Genomic DNA, 16,554 nt, shown 5'->3' on the forward strand with positions numbered 1-16,554 from the left:
CGTTGTTCGAGATGGAGCGAACGAATCAGTCCAGGTAGTCGCGCAGTACCTGAGAACGCGACGGGTGACGCAGCTTGGACATGGTCTTGGACTCGATCTGACGGATTCGCTCGCGCGTCACACCGTAGACCTGACCGATCTCGTCGAGGGTGCGGGGCTGACCGTCGGTGAGGCCGAATCGCAGACGAACCACGCCCGCCTCGCGCTCGGACAGCGTCTCGAGTACCGACTGCAGCTGATCCTGAAGCAGCGTGAACGACACGGCGTCCACGGCGACGACTGCCTCGGAGTCCTCGATGAAGTCACCGAGCTGGCTGTCGCCCTCGTCGCCGATGGTCTGGTCGAGCGAGATGGGCTCACGCGCGTACTGCTGGATCTCCAGCACCTTCTCCGGCGTGATGTCCATTTCCTTCGCGAGCTCTTCGGGGGTGGGTTCGCGACCCAGATCCTGGAGCAGCTCACGCTGGATGCGTCCGAGTTTGTTGATGACCTCGACCATGTGCACCGGGATACGGATGGTGCGAGCCTGGTCGGCCATGGCCCGGGTGATCGCCTGACGGATCCACCACGTGGCGTACGTGGAGAACTTGTAGCCCTTGGTGTAGTCGAACTTCTCGACGGCGCGAATCAGACCGAGGTTGCCCTCCTGGATGAGGTCCAGGAACGCCATGCCACGGCCGGTGTAGCGCTTGGCCAGGGAGACGACGAGTCGAAGGTTCGCTTCGAGGAGGTGGTTCTTGGCGCGGTTGCCGTCACGGCAGATCCACGTCATGTCGCGACGCTGCGCCACGGGGAGCTTTTCGCCCTTCTCCGCGGACTCGCGCATCTTCTCGACCGCGAAAAGGCCTGCCTCGATGCGCTTGGCCAGTTCGACTTCCTCTTCGGCGTTGAGGAGGGCGACCTTGCCGATCTGCTTCAGGTACGCGCGGACGGAGTCGGCGGACGCGGTGAGCTCGGCATCCTTGCGGGCCTGGCGGAGCGCCTCGGATTCCTCTTCGTCCCAGACGAAATCGCCGGACGCCTTGTCCTCGGCAGTCGGCTCGGCGGTGGCGTCTTCCTCGGTGTCGTCACCTGCGGCGACCACCTCGACGACATCGTTCGCGGCAGCGGCGAGGTCGCCCTCGGAGATGTCGATGTCTTCGATCCCGGGAGTGCTCTCGTCGGCATCGTCCCCGGACGCCGGTGTTGCTGCTGTCTTCTTGGCTGCGGCCTTCTTCGCCGGTGCCTTCTTGGCCGCGGCGCGCTTGGCCGGTGCCTTCTTTGCCGGTGCCTTCGCAGCGGGTGCCTTGACAGCAGGTGCAGGTGTCGCAGACTCGGTTTCGGAATCTACGGTCTGACGGATATCGGTGGCTGCCACGTACGCCCTTTCGTGACGAAGTCGTGCGGCGTCACGCCAGAGTTGTTTCCGGCGGAGAGGTCTTCGGATTCGGCCGGCTGCGTACCGGCACACACCATTGTAACGACCTCTCAGGAGTTTGTTACCGACCCTCGCCATACGCAGGTGGCAAGCCGCGTGTCAGTCCCTCGATCCCGCGGACGTACCGGTCTCGGCGGAGGGCACGGCGGAGTCCGCTGCGAGTGCGGCACCGACGATCCCGGCAGTGTTCAGCAGGGTTGCCGGAACCACGGGGGTGCGATTGGTCAGGTGTGGAATCCACTTCTCGCTCTTGCGGCTGATGCCGCCGCCTGCGATGAAAAGATCCGGCCACAGCAGCGCCTCGAACGTCTCGAGAACCTTCGAGACCTCCTTGGCCCACTCCTTGTAGGACAGCCCCTGGTTCTCCTTCACCGACGATGCCGCACGATGCTCGGCTTCCTTGCCGCCGATCTCCATGTGACCGAATTCGGTGTTGGGAAGCAGAACTCCGTTGTGCAGCACGGCAGAACCGATCCCGGTGCCGAACGTCAACAGCACGACGACGCCGTCCTTGCCCTTGCCGCCGCCGTACTTGTCCTCGGCGACTCCGGCCGCATCCGCGTCGTTGAGCACGGTGACGTTCTCGGTGCCGATGGCCTCGGCGAACAGCGCGCGGGCGTCGGTGTCGATCCAGGACTTGTCGATGTTGGCGGCCGAGCGAGCGACACCGTTGGTCACCACGGCAGGCAGTGTGACGCCCACCGGGCCGGTCCACTCGAAGTGCGCGACGATCTCGGCCACGGTGCGCGCGACGGCAGCGGGGGTCGACGGCTGCGGCGTCTCGATCTTGTGGCGGTCGCCGACGAGCTCTCCGGTGCTCAAGTCCACGATTCCGCCCTTGATGCCGCTGCCGCCGACATCGACGCCGAACCCGTGGCGCGCTGCCGCTGCGGTGGTGTTGTCCGAACCTGCCTGTGTCATGTGGATGCCGCTCCTGGCGTGATCGAATCCGTGTGGTGCCGTCGCTTCCGAACAATAGTGCGTTTCGGCGTTTGCGCGACGGTGACGTCACCGTCGGTCGCTGCGGTGGTGCTCGGACGCCGGTGTGTGTTGCGATGTACGCGTGCCGAAACCAGATGGATCGCAGACCGACACCGCCAGTACACAATTGCCGGAAGAGCCGGTGGCAGCACAGGGATCGACCACACGCGAGGTGGACGTGCTGCGCGAGGTCGCCGTACGGGTCGCGACGCGAGCTGCCGAGCATGTCAGGCGACGTCGCCCGGAGGTCTTCGGCGGCGATTCGAGCGAGGGTGACGGCGCGGTGCAGTCCAAGAGCACGCCGACCGATCCGGTGACCGTCGTGGACACCGAAACCGAGCGTGTCCTACGCGAGATGCTGGCGCAGCTGCGGCCCGAGGATGCGATTCTCGGAGAAGAGGAAGGCAGCGAAAACGACTCGCTCGACGGCGTGCGATGGGTGTTGGACCCGATCGACGGAACCGTGAACTTCATGTACGGAATCCCGGCGTACGCGGTCTCGGTCGCGGTCCAGATCGACGGTGTCAGTGTTGCCGGGGCCGTGATCGATGTCGCCCGCGAGCTCGTCTACTCGGCCGCTCTGGGACGTGGGGCGACGGTGGAGCGGGCGGACGGTACCCAGGAGCAGCTGCACTGTTCCGGTGTCACCGATGTGTCGATGACGTTGTTGGCCACCGGATTCGGCTACGGATCCGGGCGTCGCGCGGTGCAGGGCGCGATCATCTCCGAACTGCTGCCTCAGGTGCGCGACATCCGCCGGATCGGTTCGGCCGCTCTCGATCTGTGCATGGTCGCGTCCGGAGTGGTCGACGCTCACTTCGAGCACGGGCTCAGTCCGTGGGATTGGGCGGCGGGTGCGCTGATCGCGGCCGAGGCAGGCGCAGTGATCAGGCTGCCTGCTGCCAACAGCACCAGTGCGCAGGGTGCGGTGACGGTGGCAACTGCCCCGGGGGTCGCGGACGCCTTCGTGGCCGTACTGCGCAGCGCGGGTGCCCTGGATCCGATTCCGGGCTGACGCGGAGCTACTGCGTCAGCAACGCGATTCGCGGGCTGCCGAGAGCAGATCGGCATCGAGTGGCGCAGGCGCGGCACCGGGTGCGGCTCCGGCGAGCGTGCGCAACACTTCCTCGGCGTCGTCGTTGGGCTGGATCTCGCTGAAGTAGGTACCGAGTGCCAGATCGACCGAGTCGTCGGTGCGGGCATCTTGGATGAGTTCGGCGCATGGCGCGACCAGTGACACCGCACTCGCTGCCGCCAGGCCGGCCGGGCCGAACCGAATCTGGCCCTGGCACTGCATGTTCTGATCGACGTAGACCGGATCGTTGCCGACCTGGACGTCCGGTGCGCTGGCGAAGCCGTAGTCGATGAGCTGGGCCGCGACCAGAGCCGCCTGTCCGCGCTCACCGTTCGCGTTGAAGACACGCACCTTCGTTGCGGACAGGGCAGCAGGCTCGACGTCGAGCAGCGTCGTCGGGTCCACTTCCTCGCCGAGCGCTACGGGCTGCGTACCGTCTGTCGCGGCGGTGGTGGTGGGCACATTGCATTCGGCCGTTGCCGAGGTGGCCTCGGAGGTGGTGAACACCTTGACCCACACCAGCACTCCGAGCAGAGCCAGCACCGAGAAGACAGCGATGATCGGAAACGCGCGGCGGCGACGGAACGGACGACCTCGACCGTCGACCGAATGGCCTTCGGTGATCAGAGAAACCACAGTTGATCTTCGCCTTTCCGTCGGCAGTCGCCGAGACCGGTCCACAGAGTCGGTTCACACCGACGCGGTGCCTACTGTAGATGGCCGCGGTGCGCGGGGGCGGCACACTCGGCCGGACCCTTCTTCGATCGAGTGCGCGATGCCCGATTCGGAGCCCGAAACCGGCGGCGAGAATTGTTCGGTGACGCGCGGAATGAAGCCGACCATCGCGGTGTTGATGCGGCGTGCACCCAGGTGATGGACGTGTCGGCGATTCGGTTTCTGCTTTGCGACCGGCTTCGGCTATTGTCTGGCGGCCGCGGTGCTTCGAGAATAGGACGCCGGTGCATCAATCGATCTGGTGAGCGAGGTCTCGATCGGGTTTCAACCGGCGAGTTCTGGGAACTACCCGGTGTAGTTTCGGGCACCGCGCGACGACGAACGATTTTCGAACAGATACGAACTCGGTGGGAGCGAGCAAGCGCCCTCTTCACAGCCGACGGCCACAAGCCGACCACACCGGCAGCTTCCACCACACACACGCACGAAGATGAGGGGTACGAAGACAATGGCAACCGACTACGACGCACCGAGAAGAACAGAATCCGACGACGTGTCGGAGGACTCGCTGGAAGAATTGAAGGCCCGACGCAACGAGGCCCAGTCCGCCGTGGTGGACGTGGACGAATCCGACACCGCGGAGTCCTTCGAGCTCCCGGGTGCAGATCTGTCCGGCGAGGAGCTCTCTGTTCGAGTGGTTCCCAAGCAGGCCGACGAGTTCACCTGCTCCAGCTGTTTCCTGGTCCATCACCGCAGCCGACTGGCCAGTGACGCCAACGGTGTACTGATGTGCCGCGACTGCGCGGCGTGACCTTCTCCGCACAGACCTGATCGATCGCGTCAGGTCTGTGTCGACGGTTTCGACCGTCGACCGAGCGGTAGGTCAGCGCGCTTCGACGCCGTGCGCGGTCAGCACCGCCAACAGCTCCTCGGGGTGTTTGGTGCTGACCAGCCAATAGGGCGTCGGGTCGTTCACGTCGTCGAGGACCACGATCACCATCTGCTTCACCCAGGTGCGGTGCTGCACGAAGGCCAGCGGATCGAGCTGCCTTCCCAGCGCCGCACTTTTTGCTGTCGCGGGAACGACGGCAGCCTTGGATGCCACGTCGAGTGGCAGATGAGCAGACCCGACGCGTAACTCGGCACCGGTGGTACCGGCGACCACCTCGACGCGCAGCCTGCTGAAGGCGAACAATGCCCACGCGATCAGCGGGAGCAGCACGACGTAGGGGAGCCAGGCACGGATGCCGGGCGCACCCATGTGGATCTCCGCAGCCAGCAACACCGCCACGGCCGCGCCGGCCGCCCACCACCAGATCGGCACCCAGAGTCGCTCGGAGTACAGCACCGAGTTCGCGGGTGCTGTGGAACTCGTGTGGGGAGTGGAGTCGCCGGACTCCGACGCGTGTTCGGCCTGTCGATCTGCAGTCACGGGTCCCAGGGTAGTCGCCACACCGAGACGGAAGCCGGCCAGCGTAGTCTCGTTCGACGTGAGCGACGAAGTCACCGAGTCCGGCAACGAACCGTCCGTCGACAGACCCCCCGCCCCGCGCGGGCCCTCCGATCCGTTGTCCGAGGTCCGGGTGCGCCGACTCGACCCCGAGCTTCCGGTGCCGACGCGTGCGCACGAGGGTGACGCCGGCGTGGATCTGCGAATCATGGCTCCGGTGACGATTGCGCCGGGCGAACGCGTACTGGTGGGCACCGGAATTGCGATCGCTCTCCCGTTGGGAACCGTCGGGCTGGTGCATCCGCGTTCGGGTCTGGCAGCGAAGTCGGGCCTGTCGGTGGTCAACACCCCTGGCACGATCGATGCCGGCTATCGCGGCGAGATCAAGGTCTGTCTGATCAACCACGACCTGCACACTCCGATCGAGCTCGAGCGAGGCGACCGCGTTGCCCAATTGATCGTGCAGCGAGTCGAACTGGTGACGTTCGTCGAGGTCGACGAGTTGGACGAAACCGTTCGAGGGGCCGGTGGTCACGGTTCGACCGGTGGCCATGCGAGTCTGAAGCAGTGAGTTCCGCCACGACGTTCGCCGGTGGCAGGCACAGTGGAAGCAACCGAGAAGAAGAGAGCTGAACATGTTCGGACGGCGTAAGAAGAACGACGCCGGCAGTGCCTCCGCGCCCGGTGCGGAGCCATTCGTCGACAGCGTCGAAGACGAAGACGACGATGTCGAGGCCGCGGACACGACCGCCGACGGGCCCCACGATCTCGCGGACCTCGACGACGATCGCGAGGCCGTCGCCAAGACGCGACTCGACCTCGGTTCGGTGCTGATTCCACTGCCGGAGGGCGGACAACTCCAGGTCGAGATGTCGCAGGCAGGCAGCCCACAGGCAGTGCACATCGTCACGCAATTCGGACGTATCACCATCGCTGCCTACGCGGCACCGAAATCGCCCGGTCAGTGGCGCGAGGTGGCAACCGATCTGGCGACGTCTCTGCGCAACGACAAGGCCGAGACGACGGTCGAGACGGGTCCGTGGGGACGCGAACTGCTCGGTGTCACGGCCAACGCCGACCTGCGCTTCATCGGCATCGATGGCTATCGCTGGATGGTCCGTTGCGTGCTGGCGGGTCCGTCGGGTGCGGTGGGCGAGGGTCAACCGCTCGTCCAACTGGCACACACGATCCTTCGGCAGACCGTGGTGGATCGAGGCACCGACCCGCATCCCGTTCGGACGCCGCTACCGGTGGTGTTGCCGCAGGTTCTGGCCGAACAACTTGCTGCAGCTGCACAGCAGCAGGCAGCTGCGCAGCAACAGGCGGCGGCTCAGCAGAGCGCACCGCAACAGGCTGCGCAGCCCCAGGCTGCGGCACCCGCTGTGGAACCTGTTGCACCGCAACAGGATTCGACTCCGCAGCCGACCGCTGCCGAGCGTGATCGAGCACCGCGTCGGGGCGCGTCGGGATCGGCGATTCAGCAGCTGGGCGGCTGAGCCGACCGCTGATCGAGACCGTCGACGGCCGCTCGGCCGAGGCATCCCGGGTCGCTCCCGATGCCGTCCAGGGTCACGGTGCGCAGCGCGCAGTTCGGCAGCGCCCGTGCCCACTGTCGAGCCACCTCGATCGGATGGACGGCGTCGTCCACTGCTCCCACGACAACGGCGGGCAGCTGTATTCGAGCGAGCTCGTCGAGTCCGAGGCTGTGATGGCGAGCGGCCTCGTCCAGCGCATCGGGAAGGTCGGGCCATTGGGCGGCCCACGACCTCTGCAGAGTGCGCGCGAGCCACGGCGGGCTCGACGCTGCCATTGCCGCGGTGACGGAGTCGAGCCCCTGTTCACGCAGGCTTCGGGCGGTGAACTCCGCGCTCAGGGCCGCGGGGGAACCGGCCGGGTCTCCGGTCCACGCCGGCAGCGCGAGTGCAAGAGCTGCGGTGTTCGATGCGTGGTCGGCGGCCCATCGAACCGCGACGGCGGCACCGAGGGATATCCCTGCGACCACGAGGCGTCCGTGTCGATCGGCCGCTTCGTCGAGGGCGGACAGGTAGCTCTCGATCACATCGGCCGGGTCGGGTTCGACCGCGATGGTGGTCAATCCCACACTGTCGAACGCAGCCGAGAACGCGTCGGCGGCGAACCGGGCATCGGACCCCGTCCCCGGTAGAACGATCGCGGTGCGAGTGTCGAATCGGCTGTGCACGACACGATTGTGCACGCCCTCCGACACCGCGGTAGCAGCGGTTGGTTTGCGTGACACTTCGGGTCTACAGTGGCGAAGTACCCACCCGACGAGGGAACGACCCACATCTCTGGAGCGCACAATGGCACCCGCTGCCGCAGGATACTTTCGCCGTTTGACGCGGAAGTTGACAGAGGACATCGATCAACTCGATGCCGAGGAGATGGCCGAAACCTCCGAAGCCTCCGGAGCTCGCCGGGCGTGCGACTGCTCGCGAGGCGAGGAAGTCACGATGCTCGGTCGTTTGCGCAGCGTCGAAGCCTGCTCCAAGGCGGCCAATGCCAACATCGAGGCCGAGTTCTTCGACGGCACCGACACGGTGACGCTGCTCTGGATCGGGCGCCGCAAGATCGCCGGAATCGAGCCCGGCAAGACTCTGCTCGTTCGCGGACGCGTCGGCGAACGCAACGGACGCAAGATCGTCTACAACCCCTACTACGAACTGCGCGACGACAGCTGATCGTCCCCGGTATGGCACTCTCGTTGTCGTGACCAACAGCGACGATTCCGTGCCGCCCCCGCCGACATCGAACACGCCGGAACCCACCACCGACGCGTCGACCACGGCCGGCGCCGAGAAGGTGGCTCCCACCGTCCTCGAACAGCTCGGCGGTCTGAGCGGGCTCGTCTACTCGACCTTGCCCGTCCTCGTTTTCGTTCCGGTGAACAGTTACGTCAACCTGGCCGTCGCCCTGTGGTCCGCGCTGGGAGTCGCCGCCGGCGTGTTGGTGTGGCGGTTGGTTCGTCGCAGCCCGATTCAGCCGGCCATCTCGGGATTCTTCGGGGTCGGGATCTGCGCGTTCATCGCATACCGGACGGGAGATGCCAAGGGCTACTTCCTGTTCGGCATCTACACGTCGCTCGCCTACGGCGCAGCGTTCGTGTTGTCGGTACTCGCGCGTTGGCCGTTGGTCGGCATCATCTGGGGGTACCTCAACGGCACCGGGACGTCGTGGCGCAGGGAGAGGTCGGCCGTGCGCTACTACGACGTGGCCACGATCGCCTGGGCGTCGGTGTTCGGTGCGCGATACATCGTTCAGTCACAGCTCTACGACTCCGACCAGACGGGCTGGCTCGCCGTAGCCCGTATCGGCATGGGCTGGCCGCTGACGGGAGTGGCACTGTTGGTCACGCTCTGGGCCGTGCGTGCGGCCGATCGCGCGCTCGACGCAGCATCGAGCGCGGACCGCAGCCGGAATCAGCTGCCGTCAGATCAGTCCGACAGCGGAGCGTAGTTCGTTCTCCACCTCTTTCGCCGCGACGAACAGCAGTTCGTCGCCGCCCTCGAGCGGATCGTCGTGCTGGGGAACGATCACTCGACCGCCGCGCAGAATCGTCACCAGCGCTGCGTCCCTTGGCAACTGGAGCTTGCGGACCGGCTTGCCGGCCAGGGGAGTGTTCTCCGGCAGCGTGATCTCGACGAGGTTGGCCTGACCCTTGCGGAACGTCATCAGGTGAACGAGGTCGCCCACCGATACGGCCTCCTCGACCAGGGATGCGAGCATTCGCGGCGTCGACACTGCGACATCGACACCCCAGGCAGCGTCGAACAGCCATTCGTTGCGCGGATCGTTGACCCGGGCCACCACGCGGTTGACGCCGAACTCGGTCTTGGCCAGCAGGCTGAGCACCAGGTTGGCCTTGTCGTCTCCGGTGGCAGCGATCACCACGTCGTACTCCTCTAGGTGCGCGGCTTCGAGCAGACTCAACTCGCACGCGTCGGCCAACACCCATTCCGCTTCCGGGATGGCGGCCTGATCGACGTGATCGAGTTTGCGTTCGAGGAGCATCACATCGTGTTCGCTGCGGATCAGCTCGCGTGCGATGGATCTGCCGACTGCGCCGGCTCCGGCGATAGCGACTTTCATGGCTTCCCGTTCGGGTCGATGGGGGAGGTGGGGAACGTGCGCTCGTGCATCAGTCGTCCGAGGGCGGCGGGTTGCCGGCCAGCGCAATGGCTTCGGCGACGGTTCCCGAGACCGCGGCGACGTACACCTCGTCACCGGCTTGGATCACGGTTCGCTTGTCCGGTAGCAGTCCGCTGCCGAACCGGATGACGAACGCGGCCCTCGAGTTGGTGGCCTCTTCGAGTACCGAGAGCTTCTTGCCGATCCAGGCGTCGTGGAAGTCGAGCAGGACGACGGCGACGCTGCCCGACGGATCGCGCCATTTGGTGGTGGGGTCGTCGCGCAACAGGTTGTGCAGAAAACGATCGGTGGCCCAGGGGACGGTGGCGACCGTCGGGATGCCGAGGCGTTCGTAGACGGCCGCGCGCTTGGCGTCGTAGATCCTTGCGACCACTTTGTCGACGCCGAACGTCTCTCGAGCGACGCGGGCGGAGATGATGTTGGAGTTGTCGCCGGACGACACGGCCGCGAAGGCCTCGGCCTTCTCGATTCCCGCGCTCACCAACACATCTCGGTCGAAACCCATGCCGACGACGCGATGCCCGGCGAAGTCGGGGTCCAGGCGCAGAAAAGCTGTTTCGTCGCGGTCGATGATCGCGACCTCGTGTCCGATGCGTTCGAGCGCCCCGGCCAGCGATGCGCCGACGCGGCCACATCCCATCACAACTACGTACAACGCCCAGCTCCGTCCCGATCTCGATGGTCGACCACTGCCGACCGACACTGCCACGACCGGCAGGCGTGCACCAACGTATCGGGGGATCGGTCACCGCACCGACCGAGGGTGCGCTCCGACGCAGTTTCGGGCGCGTGGTTGAGACGTCCGCAGGAGGACGGCCTACGCTTCTGTGCGTGTCCAAGGTCTCGACCGCCGCCAAGCGGCTAGTGCTCGGTAAGCCGTTCCGCAGCGACAAGCTCGGTCATACGTTGCTTCCCAAGCGGATCGCGTTGCCGGTGTTCGCCTCGGACGCCATGTCGTCGGTTGCCTATGCACCGGAAGAGATCTTCCTGGTGCTGTCGGTGGCGGGCATCTCGGCAGTCGCCTTCACCCCGTGGATCGGTCTCGCCGTCTGCGTGGTGATGGCCGTCGTCGTGGCCAGCTATCGACAGAACGTGCACGCTTATCCGTCCGGCGGCGGCGACTACGAGGTCGCGACCACCAACCTGGGCCCCGCGGCCGGATTGACGGTCGGCAGCGCACTGTTGGTCGACTACGTGTTGACCGTGGCGGTGTCGATCTCGGCGGCGGCGTCGAACATCGGATCTGCGGTTCCGTTCGTGGCCCAGCACAAGGTGCTGTTCGCCGTCGTGGCCATCGTCCTGGTCACCTCCGTCAATCTTCGGGGCATCCGCGAGTCCGGGGCTGCGTTCGCGATCCCGACGTATGCCTTCATGGGTGGCATGTTCCTGATGTTGGCGTACGGCCTGTTCCGGGTCTACGTCCTCGGCGACGACATTCACGCAGAATCGGCAACCTTCGATCTGAAGGCAGAGGATTCGCACCTGTACGGCATCGCATTCGCGTTCCTCATCGCGCGCGCCTTCTCTTCCGGTTGTGCGGCGCTGACCGGGGTGGAGGCCATCAGCAACGGGGTACCCGCATTCGAGAAGCCGAAGTCGCGTAACGCCGCGACCACACTGTTGCTGCTCGGAGCCATCGGCATCACATTGCTGATGGGCATCATCGTGCTCGCACAGAAGATCGGCATCAAGTACGCCCTCGATCCCGATATTCAGCTGATCGGCGCGCCGGAGGGGTACCAGCAGAAGACGTTGATCGCGCAGCTCGCGGAGGCGGTGTTCAGCGGATTCCCCGCTGGATTCTTCTTCATCACGACCGTCACGGCCCTCATCCTGGTACTTGCGGCCAACACCGCGTTCAACGGCTTCCCCGTTCTCGGTTCGGTTCTGGCCCAGGACCGGTACCTGCCGAGGCAGCTGCACACTCGTGGCGACCGTCTTGCCTTCAGCAACGGCATCCTTTTCCTGTCCGGAGCTGCGATCGTCTTCGTCGTCGCCTTCGGTGCCGAGGTCACCAAGCTCATTCAGCTCTACATCGTCGGGGTGTTCGTCTCGTTCACCCTCAGTCAGACCGGCATGGTTCGGCACTGGACGCGGCTGTTGGCCACCGAGACCGATCCCGAGCAACGGCGGCGCATGCACCGCTCACGGGTGGTCAACGGAGTCGGTCTCGGCATGACCGGAACGGTGCTGGTCATCGTGTTGATCACCAAGTTCGCCGCCGGCGCGTGGATCGCGATCGTGGCGATGGTGGCGATCTTCGTCCTGATGCGCATGATCAGAAAGCACTACGACACCGTGGCGCGCGAGCTCGAGAACGAGGAATGGGACGGAGTTCTGCCCAGCCGCACACATTCGATCGTGTTGGTCTCGAAGCTGCACATGCCGACCCTGCGCGCGTTGGCGTACGCCCGAGCAACCAGGCCCGACACCCTCGAGGCCGTGACCGTCAACGTCGACGAAGCCGATACTCGCGCACTGGTTCGGGAGTGGGAAGCCAGTGACGTCTCGGTGCCGCTCAAGGTCGTCGAGTCGCCCTACCGAGAAGTCACCAAACCTGTCCTGGACTACGTGAAACGGGTTCGACGCGACTCGCCTCGGGACGTCGTCACGGTCTTCATTCCCGAGTACGTGGTCGGTCACTGGTGGGAGCAGGTTCTGCACAATCAGAGCGCGTTGCGACTCAAGTCTCGCCTGCTGTTCCAGCCGGGCGTGATGGTCACCAGCGTGCCGTGGCAGCTTCGGTCGTCCGAGAAGGCCAAGCGTGAGGTGCTCGGCAACGCGCCCGGTGCGTCGCGACGCGGCTACGAGCCTCCGGCGGGCAAGTGAGCGAGAGTTGGTTCGGGCTGCTGCTCGAGGTCGAACTGGGCGCGCCGGGGCACGGTGGGTTCTGTGTGGCCCGCCACGACGGCCGGGTGATGTTCGTGCGTCACGGATTGCCCGGTGAACGGGTCGTGGCCAAGGTGACCGAAGATCGGGGCGGGTCGTTCTGTCGCGCCGATGCAGTCGAGATCCTGTCGGCGTCTCCGGACCGGGTGGACGCGCGCTGTCCCATCTCCGGACCCGGCGGCTCGGGCTGCTGCGACTACTCCCACGCCAGTGCCGAAGCCGGACGGCGACTGAAGTCCTTCGTCGTCGCCGAACAGCTTCGCCGCGTCGCCGGACTCGAGCGCGAGGTGCGCGTGGAGGAACTACCGGGGTCCGGCGACGGCACCGGGTGGCGAACCCGAGTGCGACTCGCCGTCGACTCCGGTGGACGGCCGGGCTATCACCGCTATCGCAGCAGCTCGATCGTCACCGAACTGACCTGTCCGCAAATGGATTCCGCGGCCTTCGATGGTCTGCCGGATCAGCAATGGCGGCCGGGTGCCGAGCTGCAGGTGGTGCTCGACGGTGACGGTGAGCGGCACGTGGTGGAGATCGCGCCGGCGCAACTCTCGCCCACCGGACGCCGATCTCAGGGTCGTCGTGGGGCGTCCGCGCGTCGGGCGGCGTCGTCGCGGTCCCGGCCCGAGAAGGCCGTGATCGGATCGGGTCGCGCGACCGAATACGTCTCGAACAGGGCGTGGACCCTCGACGCCACCGGGTTCTGGCAGGCCCACCGCGGTGCGCCGCAGGTGTACACCGATGTGGTGTCGGAGTGGGCGGACGCCTCTCCCGGTGACGGTGCATGGGATCTGTACGGCGGTGTCGGTGTGTTCGCTGCGGCCCTCGCCGCCGGTGTCGGATCGGACGGACATGTGACCAGCGTCGAGTTCTCCCGGCGTGCAGCCGAGGACGGCCGCTCGGCTCTGCACGACTTGCCTCAGGTGTCGTTCGTGCCGGGACGCGTCGAGCGTTCGATCGATGCGTTGGCCGACCCGGTGTCGGTCGCGGTGCTCGATCCACCTCGGGCGGGGGCAGGCCGGGACGTGATCGACGCCCTCGTCGTCAGGTCTCCCCGCTCGGTGGTGCACATCGGATGCGATCCGGCCTCGTTCGCGCGGGATGTGAGCGTGTATCGAGCTGCGGGATACGAGCTCGACGACATGCGCGCGTTCGATGCGTTTCCCCTGACCAGTCACGTCGAATGCATCGGCCGTTTCGTTCGTCGGTAACGGCTGCCACGACCGATCAGGCCCGGTGCGCAACTTCGGCGACCGGGGCGAAGGTGTGCGTGGGAACGGTCACGATGCGCTGGGCCCCGCACCGGCAGCCCTGATAGCCGACGAGTCCCTCGCTCGTGTTGTGGGTGGAGTGGGTGGTCCAGGTGTGTGTGGTGTGTTCGGTGTGCATGTCACCATCGTGATGTAATGGTCTTGTGCACATCAACCCTTACGGCGAATATGCGGTGAAACTCGGTATCGACCTGCTCAATTCACCGCCCACGTCGGCGACCGAACTGGGTGCCCGATGCGTGGACGCCGGCCTCGTGCCGGACTGGACCGCAACCGATGCCGATCTTCTCGACACCCTCCAGTTCCTGCGCGACTGGGCGCGGGTGGTGGACGCGACAACCGAAAACGACCGGGCCGACGAGCTCAATGCTCTGCTGGCACAGGCGTCGGCCTACCCGCGGTTGACCAACCACGCCGACGACGGCTGGCACATGCACTACCGCGACCCCAACATCGAACTCGGCGGCGTCATCAGGGCCCTGGTGAGCGTCGGCACAGCGTTGCATCTGACCGGACGCGGAATGTCCCGCCTCGATCGCTGCGCCGCCGCCGACTGCACACTCGCGTTCGCCGACACCTCGAGAACCGGTAGACAGCGATACTGCGGAACGGTGTGCTCCAATCGCGACGCGGTACGCAGACATCGAGCACGCGCAGCCTCGTGATCGAGGCGATGCGCACCGTGTCCGCTAGGACTTTCGGTTGTACAGGCGCATGGTTATCGGTCCGAACACCGCCAGCAAGACCGCACACATCACCAGTGTCACTCCCAGGTGACCTGTGTCGACATCACCCTGCATCAGGCCGCGCAGTGACGTGACCAGGAAACTGACCGGGTTGACGTCGACGAACGCGCGCAGCCAACCGGGCATCGTGCTGGGGTCGACGAAGATGTTGCTCGCGAACGTGAGCGGAAACAGGATGAACATCGACACGCCCATCACCGCAGCCTCGGTGCGCACGATCATCGCGATCATGGTCCAGATCCAGGACAGGCAGAACGAGAACACCAGCAGCAGAGCGATGGAGGCCACGACGCCGACGACGCCACCCTGCGGCCTGAAGCCGAGGACCAACCCGAGGATCAGCACGATCACCGAGGCCAGCGTGTAGCGAACGACGTCACCGAGCAGCGCACCGACCAGGGGAGACGGACGCCAGATGGGCAGCGAACGGAATCGGTCGAACACGCCCTTCTCGATGTCCTTGTTCATGGTCACGCCGGTGTACATCGTGATCATCACCACGGTCTGCACGAGGATGCCGGGGAGCAGGAACTGGATGTACGCCTGGGTCGACCCGGCCAATGCGCCACCGAACAGGTAAGTGAACAGCAACGTGAACATGATGGGAAAGGCCGTCACGTCGAACAACTGCTCGGGAACGTGCTTGATCTTGAGCAGCGCTCGCCACCCGAAGCTCAGCGACGTCGACAACGACGACGGACGCGGCGGCCGCGGCCCGGCCGCGCCGAGCACATCGATGATGGTCGACGCCTGTGGCGTCGACTGCTGGGCTTCCGCGGTCATGACGCAACCTCCTTCTCGGAATCGATTGTGGTGCCGACCTGATGGGTCGTTCCCGCAGGCTCCACTCCCGCCCCATGCCCGGTGAGGGCGAGAAACACCTCGTCCAAGCTCGGTTGTCCCAGCGTGAACGACGCGATGGGGATGCCTGCGGTCTCGAGTGCAGGCAGCACGGGTGCGGCCTGTGCCGGGTTGTCCAACCGTGCGGTGACGGTCGACGGATCCGGATCCTCGGTGACGTTGCCGCCGACCAGCTCTCGCAGGATCTGCGCGGCGGCCGTTCGCTGGGACGCCTCGAGAACTCGCAGGTGCAGTGAGTTCGATCCCACCGACGCTTTCAGCTCACCCGTCGTCCCCTCCGCGATCACCTTGCCGCGATCGATGACCGCGACACGCCCGGCCAGCTGATCGGCCTCGTCCAGATACTGTGTCGTCAGTAACACCGTCGTTCCGCCCGCGACCAACGCACGGACGATCTCCCATACGTGGTTTCGGCTGCGGGGGTCGAGCCCGGTGGTGGGCTCGTCGAGGAAGATCAGTTCGGGAGTGACGATGATGCTGGCGGCGATGTCGATGCGACGGCGCATGCCGCCGGAGTAGGTCTTGACCTGTCGGGGGCCGGCGTCGGCGATGTCGAACGCCGTCAGCAACTGCTCGGCTCGTGATCGGGCGGCGGGCCGAGAGTAGCCGAGCAGTCGAGCGAGCAGCACCAGATTCTCCGTACCGGTGAGATCCTCGTCCAGAGAGGCGAATTGTCCTGTCAGAGCGACTTTCTGCCGTACGGCCTCCGGTTCGCTCGCCACGTCGTGACCCAGGACCCGGGCACTGCCTCCGTCGATCGGAAGGAGGGTGGCCAACATCCGGATGGTCGTCGTCTTCCCTGCGCCGTTCGGCCCGAGTACGCCGTAGACACCACCGGACGGGATCGAGAGGTCGACTCCGTCGACAGCGATGTTCGTGCCGAAACGTTTGACCAGACCGTGTGTCTCGATCGCCGCCATGTCTCTCGTTTCCTCCGGTGGGCCGGTTGCCCGATTCCCCACGATTGTCCGATTCTCCACCAAGGATGAAACGCGGTCCACATCTACGCAAACGAATTTTCGTCC

The 16,554-nt window shown here is 65.7% G+C and carries 19 protein-coding genes; 9 read left to right on the top strand and 10 right to left on the bottom strand.

Annotated features, from left to right (window positions below):
* Positions 1–25: 25 nt before the first annotated feature.
* Both CH271_RS17160 and ppgK read right to left on the bottom strand, forming a co-directional pair.
* Entirely contained in the window at positions 26–1,357 is a 1,332-nt protein-coding gene (locus tag CH271_RS17160) for an RNA polymerase sigma factor (protein WP_037189474.1), read from the bottom strand.
* Positions 1,358–1,516: 159 nt separating this feature from the next.
* Positions 1,517–2,338: a polyphosphate--glucose phosphotransferase gene (ppgK, locus tag CH271_RS17165; RefSeq protein WP_037189473.1), complete on the bottom strand. Its 822-nt coding sequence runs from the start codon at positions 2,336–2,338 to the stop codon at positions 1,517–1,519.
* 202 nt (positions 2,339–2,540) lie between these two features.
* Here ppgK and CH271_RS17170 point away from each other — a divergent pair, with 202 nt between their 5' ends.
* On the top strand, positions 2,541–3,413 hold the full coding sequence (locus CH271_RS17170) for an inositol monophosphatase family protein (RefSeq protein WP_373453579.1): 873 nt from the start codon (positions 2,541–2,543) through the stop codon (positions 3,411–3,413).
* 15 nt (positions 3,414–3,428) lie between these two features.
* Here CH271_RS17170 and cei read toward each other — a convergent pair whose 3' ends face one another.
* Positions 3,429–4,109: an envelope integrity protein Cei gene (gene cei / locus CH271_RS17175; protein ID WP_037189472.1), complete on the bottom strand. Its 681-nt coding sequence runs from the start codon at positions 4,107–4,109 to the stop codon at positions 3,429–3,431.
* Between the two features lie 547 nt (positions 4,110–4,656).
* On the opposite strand from cei, the gene CH271_RS17180 reads away from it, so the two are divergent.
* Positions 4,657–4,959 carry a DUF4193 domain-containing protein gene (locus CH271_RS17180; RefSeq protein WP_027496891.1) on the top strand — a complete coding sequence of 101 codons (303 nt, stop codon included), beginning with the start codon at positions 4,657–4,659 and terminating at the stop codon, positions 4,957–4,959.
* Between the two features lie 72 nt (positions 4,960–5,031).
* Here CH271_RS17180 and CH271_RS17185 read toward each other — a convergent pair whose 3' ends face one another.
* A complete protein-coding gene (locus tag CH271_RS17185) occupies positions 5,032–5,496 on the bottom strand; it encodes a DUF3093 domain-containing protein (RefSeq protein WP_094634567.1) in 465 nt (154 codons plus the stop codon).
* 220 nt (positions 5,497–5,716) lie between these two features.
* Between CH271_RS17185 and dut the strand changes: the two genes are divergently transcribed.
* Both dut and CH271_RS17195 read left to right on the top strand, forming a co-directional pair.
* Positions 5,717–6,169 carry a dUTP diphosphatase gene (dut, locus tag CH271_RS17190; RefSeq protein ID WP_094634568.1) on the top strand — a complete coding sequence of 151 codons (453 nt, stop codon included), beginning with the start codon at positions 5,717–5,719 and terminating at the stop codon, positions 6,167–6,169.
* Between the two features lie 64 nt (positions 6,170–6,233).
* Positions 6,234–7,094 carry a DUF3710 domain-containing protein gene (locus CH271_RS17195; protein WP_094634305.1) on the top strand — a complete coding sequence of 287 codons (861 nt, stop codon included), beginning with the start codon at positions 6,234–6,236 and terminating at the stop codon, positions 7,092–7,094.
* On the opposite strand, the gene CH271_RS17200 is transcribed toward CH271_RS17195, so the two are convergent.
* Positions 7,076–7,798 carry an alpha/beta fold hydrolase gene (locus CH271_RS17200; RefSeq protein WP_256986432.1) on the bottom strand — a complete coding sequence of 241 codons (723 nt, stop codon included), beginning with the start codon at positions 7,796–7,798 and terminating at the stop codon, positions 7,076–7,078. The genes CH271_RS17195 and CH271_RS17200 overlap by 19 nt on opposite strands.
* A 121-nt stretch (positions 7,799–7,919) precedes the next feature.
* Here CH271_RS17200 and CH271_RS17205 point away from each other — a divergent pair, with 121 nt between their 5' ends.
* Positions 7,920–8,297 carry an OB-fold nucleic acid binding domain-containing protein gene (locus CH271_RS17205; protein ID WP_094634306.1) on the top strand — a complete coding sequence of 126 codons (378 nt, stop codon included), beginning with the start codon at positions 7,920–7,922 and terminating at the stop codon, positions 8,295–8,297.
* Positions 8,298–8,418: 121 nt separating this feature from the next.
* Positions 8,419–9,072, top strand: coding sequence for a DUF3159 domain-containing protein (locus tag CH271_RS17210; RefSeq protein WP_037190086.1), 654 nt, complete (start codon positions 8,419–8,421; stop codon positions 9,070–9,072).
* On the opposite strand, the gene CH271_RS17215 is transcribed toward CH271_RS17210, so the two are convergent.
* Both CH271_RS17215 and CH271_RS17220 read right to left on the bottom strand, forming a co-directional pair.
* Positions 9,046–9,705, bottom strand: coding sequence for a potassium channel family protein (locus CH271_RS17215; protein ID WP_037189469.1), 660 nt, complete (start codon positions 9,703–9,705; stop codon positions 9,046–9,048). The genes CH271_RS17210 and CH271_RS17215 overlap by 27 nt on opposite strands.
* A gap of 49 nt (positions 9,706–9,754) precedes the next feature.
* The gene (locus CH271_RS17220; RefSeq protein ID WP_037190085.1) at positions 9,755–10,420 is read right to left on the bottom strand and encodes a potassium channel family protein; all 666 of its coding nucleotides are present in this window, start codon (positions 10,418–10,420) and stop codon (positions 9,755–9,757) included.
* Between the two features lie 176 nt (positions 10,421–10,596).
* On the opposite strand from CH271_RS17220, the gene CH271_RS17225 reads away from it, so the two are divergent.
* Together CH271_RS17225 and CH271_RS17230 are read left to right on the top strand one after the other, a co-directional pair.
* Positions 10,597–12,594 carry an APC family permease gene (locus CH271_RS17225; RefSeq protein WP_037190084.1) on the top strand — a complete coding sequence of 666 codons (1,998 nt, stop codon included), beginning with the start codon at positions 10,597–10,599 and terminating at the stop codon, positions 12,592–12,594.
* Positions 12,591–13,862, top strand: coding sequence for a class I SAM-dependent RNA methyltransferase (locus CH271_RS17230; protein WP_094634307.1), 1,272 nt, complete (start codon positions 12,591–12,593; stop codon positions 13,860–13,862). The genes CH271_RS17225 and CH271_RS17230 overlap by 4 nt, the downstream gene beginning before the upstream one ends.
* 16 nt (positions 13,863–13,878) lie before the next feature.
* Here CH271_RS17230 and CH271_RS28895 read toward each other — a convergent pair whose 3' ends face one another.
* Positions 13,879–14,040 (bottom strand): hypothetical protein, encoded by a 162-nt coding sequence (locus CH271_RS28895; RefSeq protein WP_179274658.1) that lies wholly within the window; start codon positions 14,038–14,040, stop codon positions 13,879–13,881.
* 25 nt (positions 14,041–14,065) lie between these two features.
* Between CH271_RS28895 and CH271_RS17235 the strand changes: the two genes are divergently transcribed.
* Positions 14,066–14,587, top strand: a complete 522-nt coding sequence (locus tag CH271_RS17235) for a CGNR zinc finger domain-containing protein (RefSeq protein WP_170946029.1) — start codon at positions 14,066–14,068, stop codon at positions 14,585–14,587.
* 24 nt (positions 14,588–14,611) lie between these two features.
* Here the strand turns inward: CH271_RS17235 and CH271_RS17240 are convergent, their stop codons facing one another.
* The gene (locus CH271_RS17240) at positions 14,612–15,451 is read right to left on the bottom strand and encodes an ABC transporter permease (RefSeq protein WP_094634308.1); all 840 of its coding nucleotides are present in this window, start codon (positions 15,449–15,451) and stop codon (positions 14,612–14,614) included.
* Entirely contained in the window at positions 15,448–16,449 is a 1,002-nt protein-coding gene (locus tag CH271_RS17245) for an ATP-binding cassette domain-containing protein (protein WP_094634309.1), read from the bottom strand. Before CH271_RS17245 ends, CH271_RS17240 begins: the two co-directional genes overlap by 4 nt.
* Between the last annotated feature and the right edge of the window lie 105 nt (positions 16,450–16,554).

Origin of the sequence: Rhodococcus sp. 05-340-2 (genome assembly GCF_002258915.1) — a bacterium.
Classification (GTDB): Bacteria; Actinomycetota; Actinomycetes; order Mycobacteriales; family Mycobacteriaceae; genus Rhodococcoides.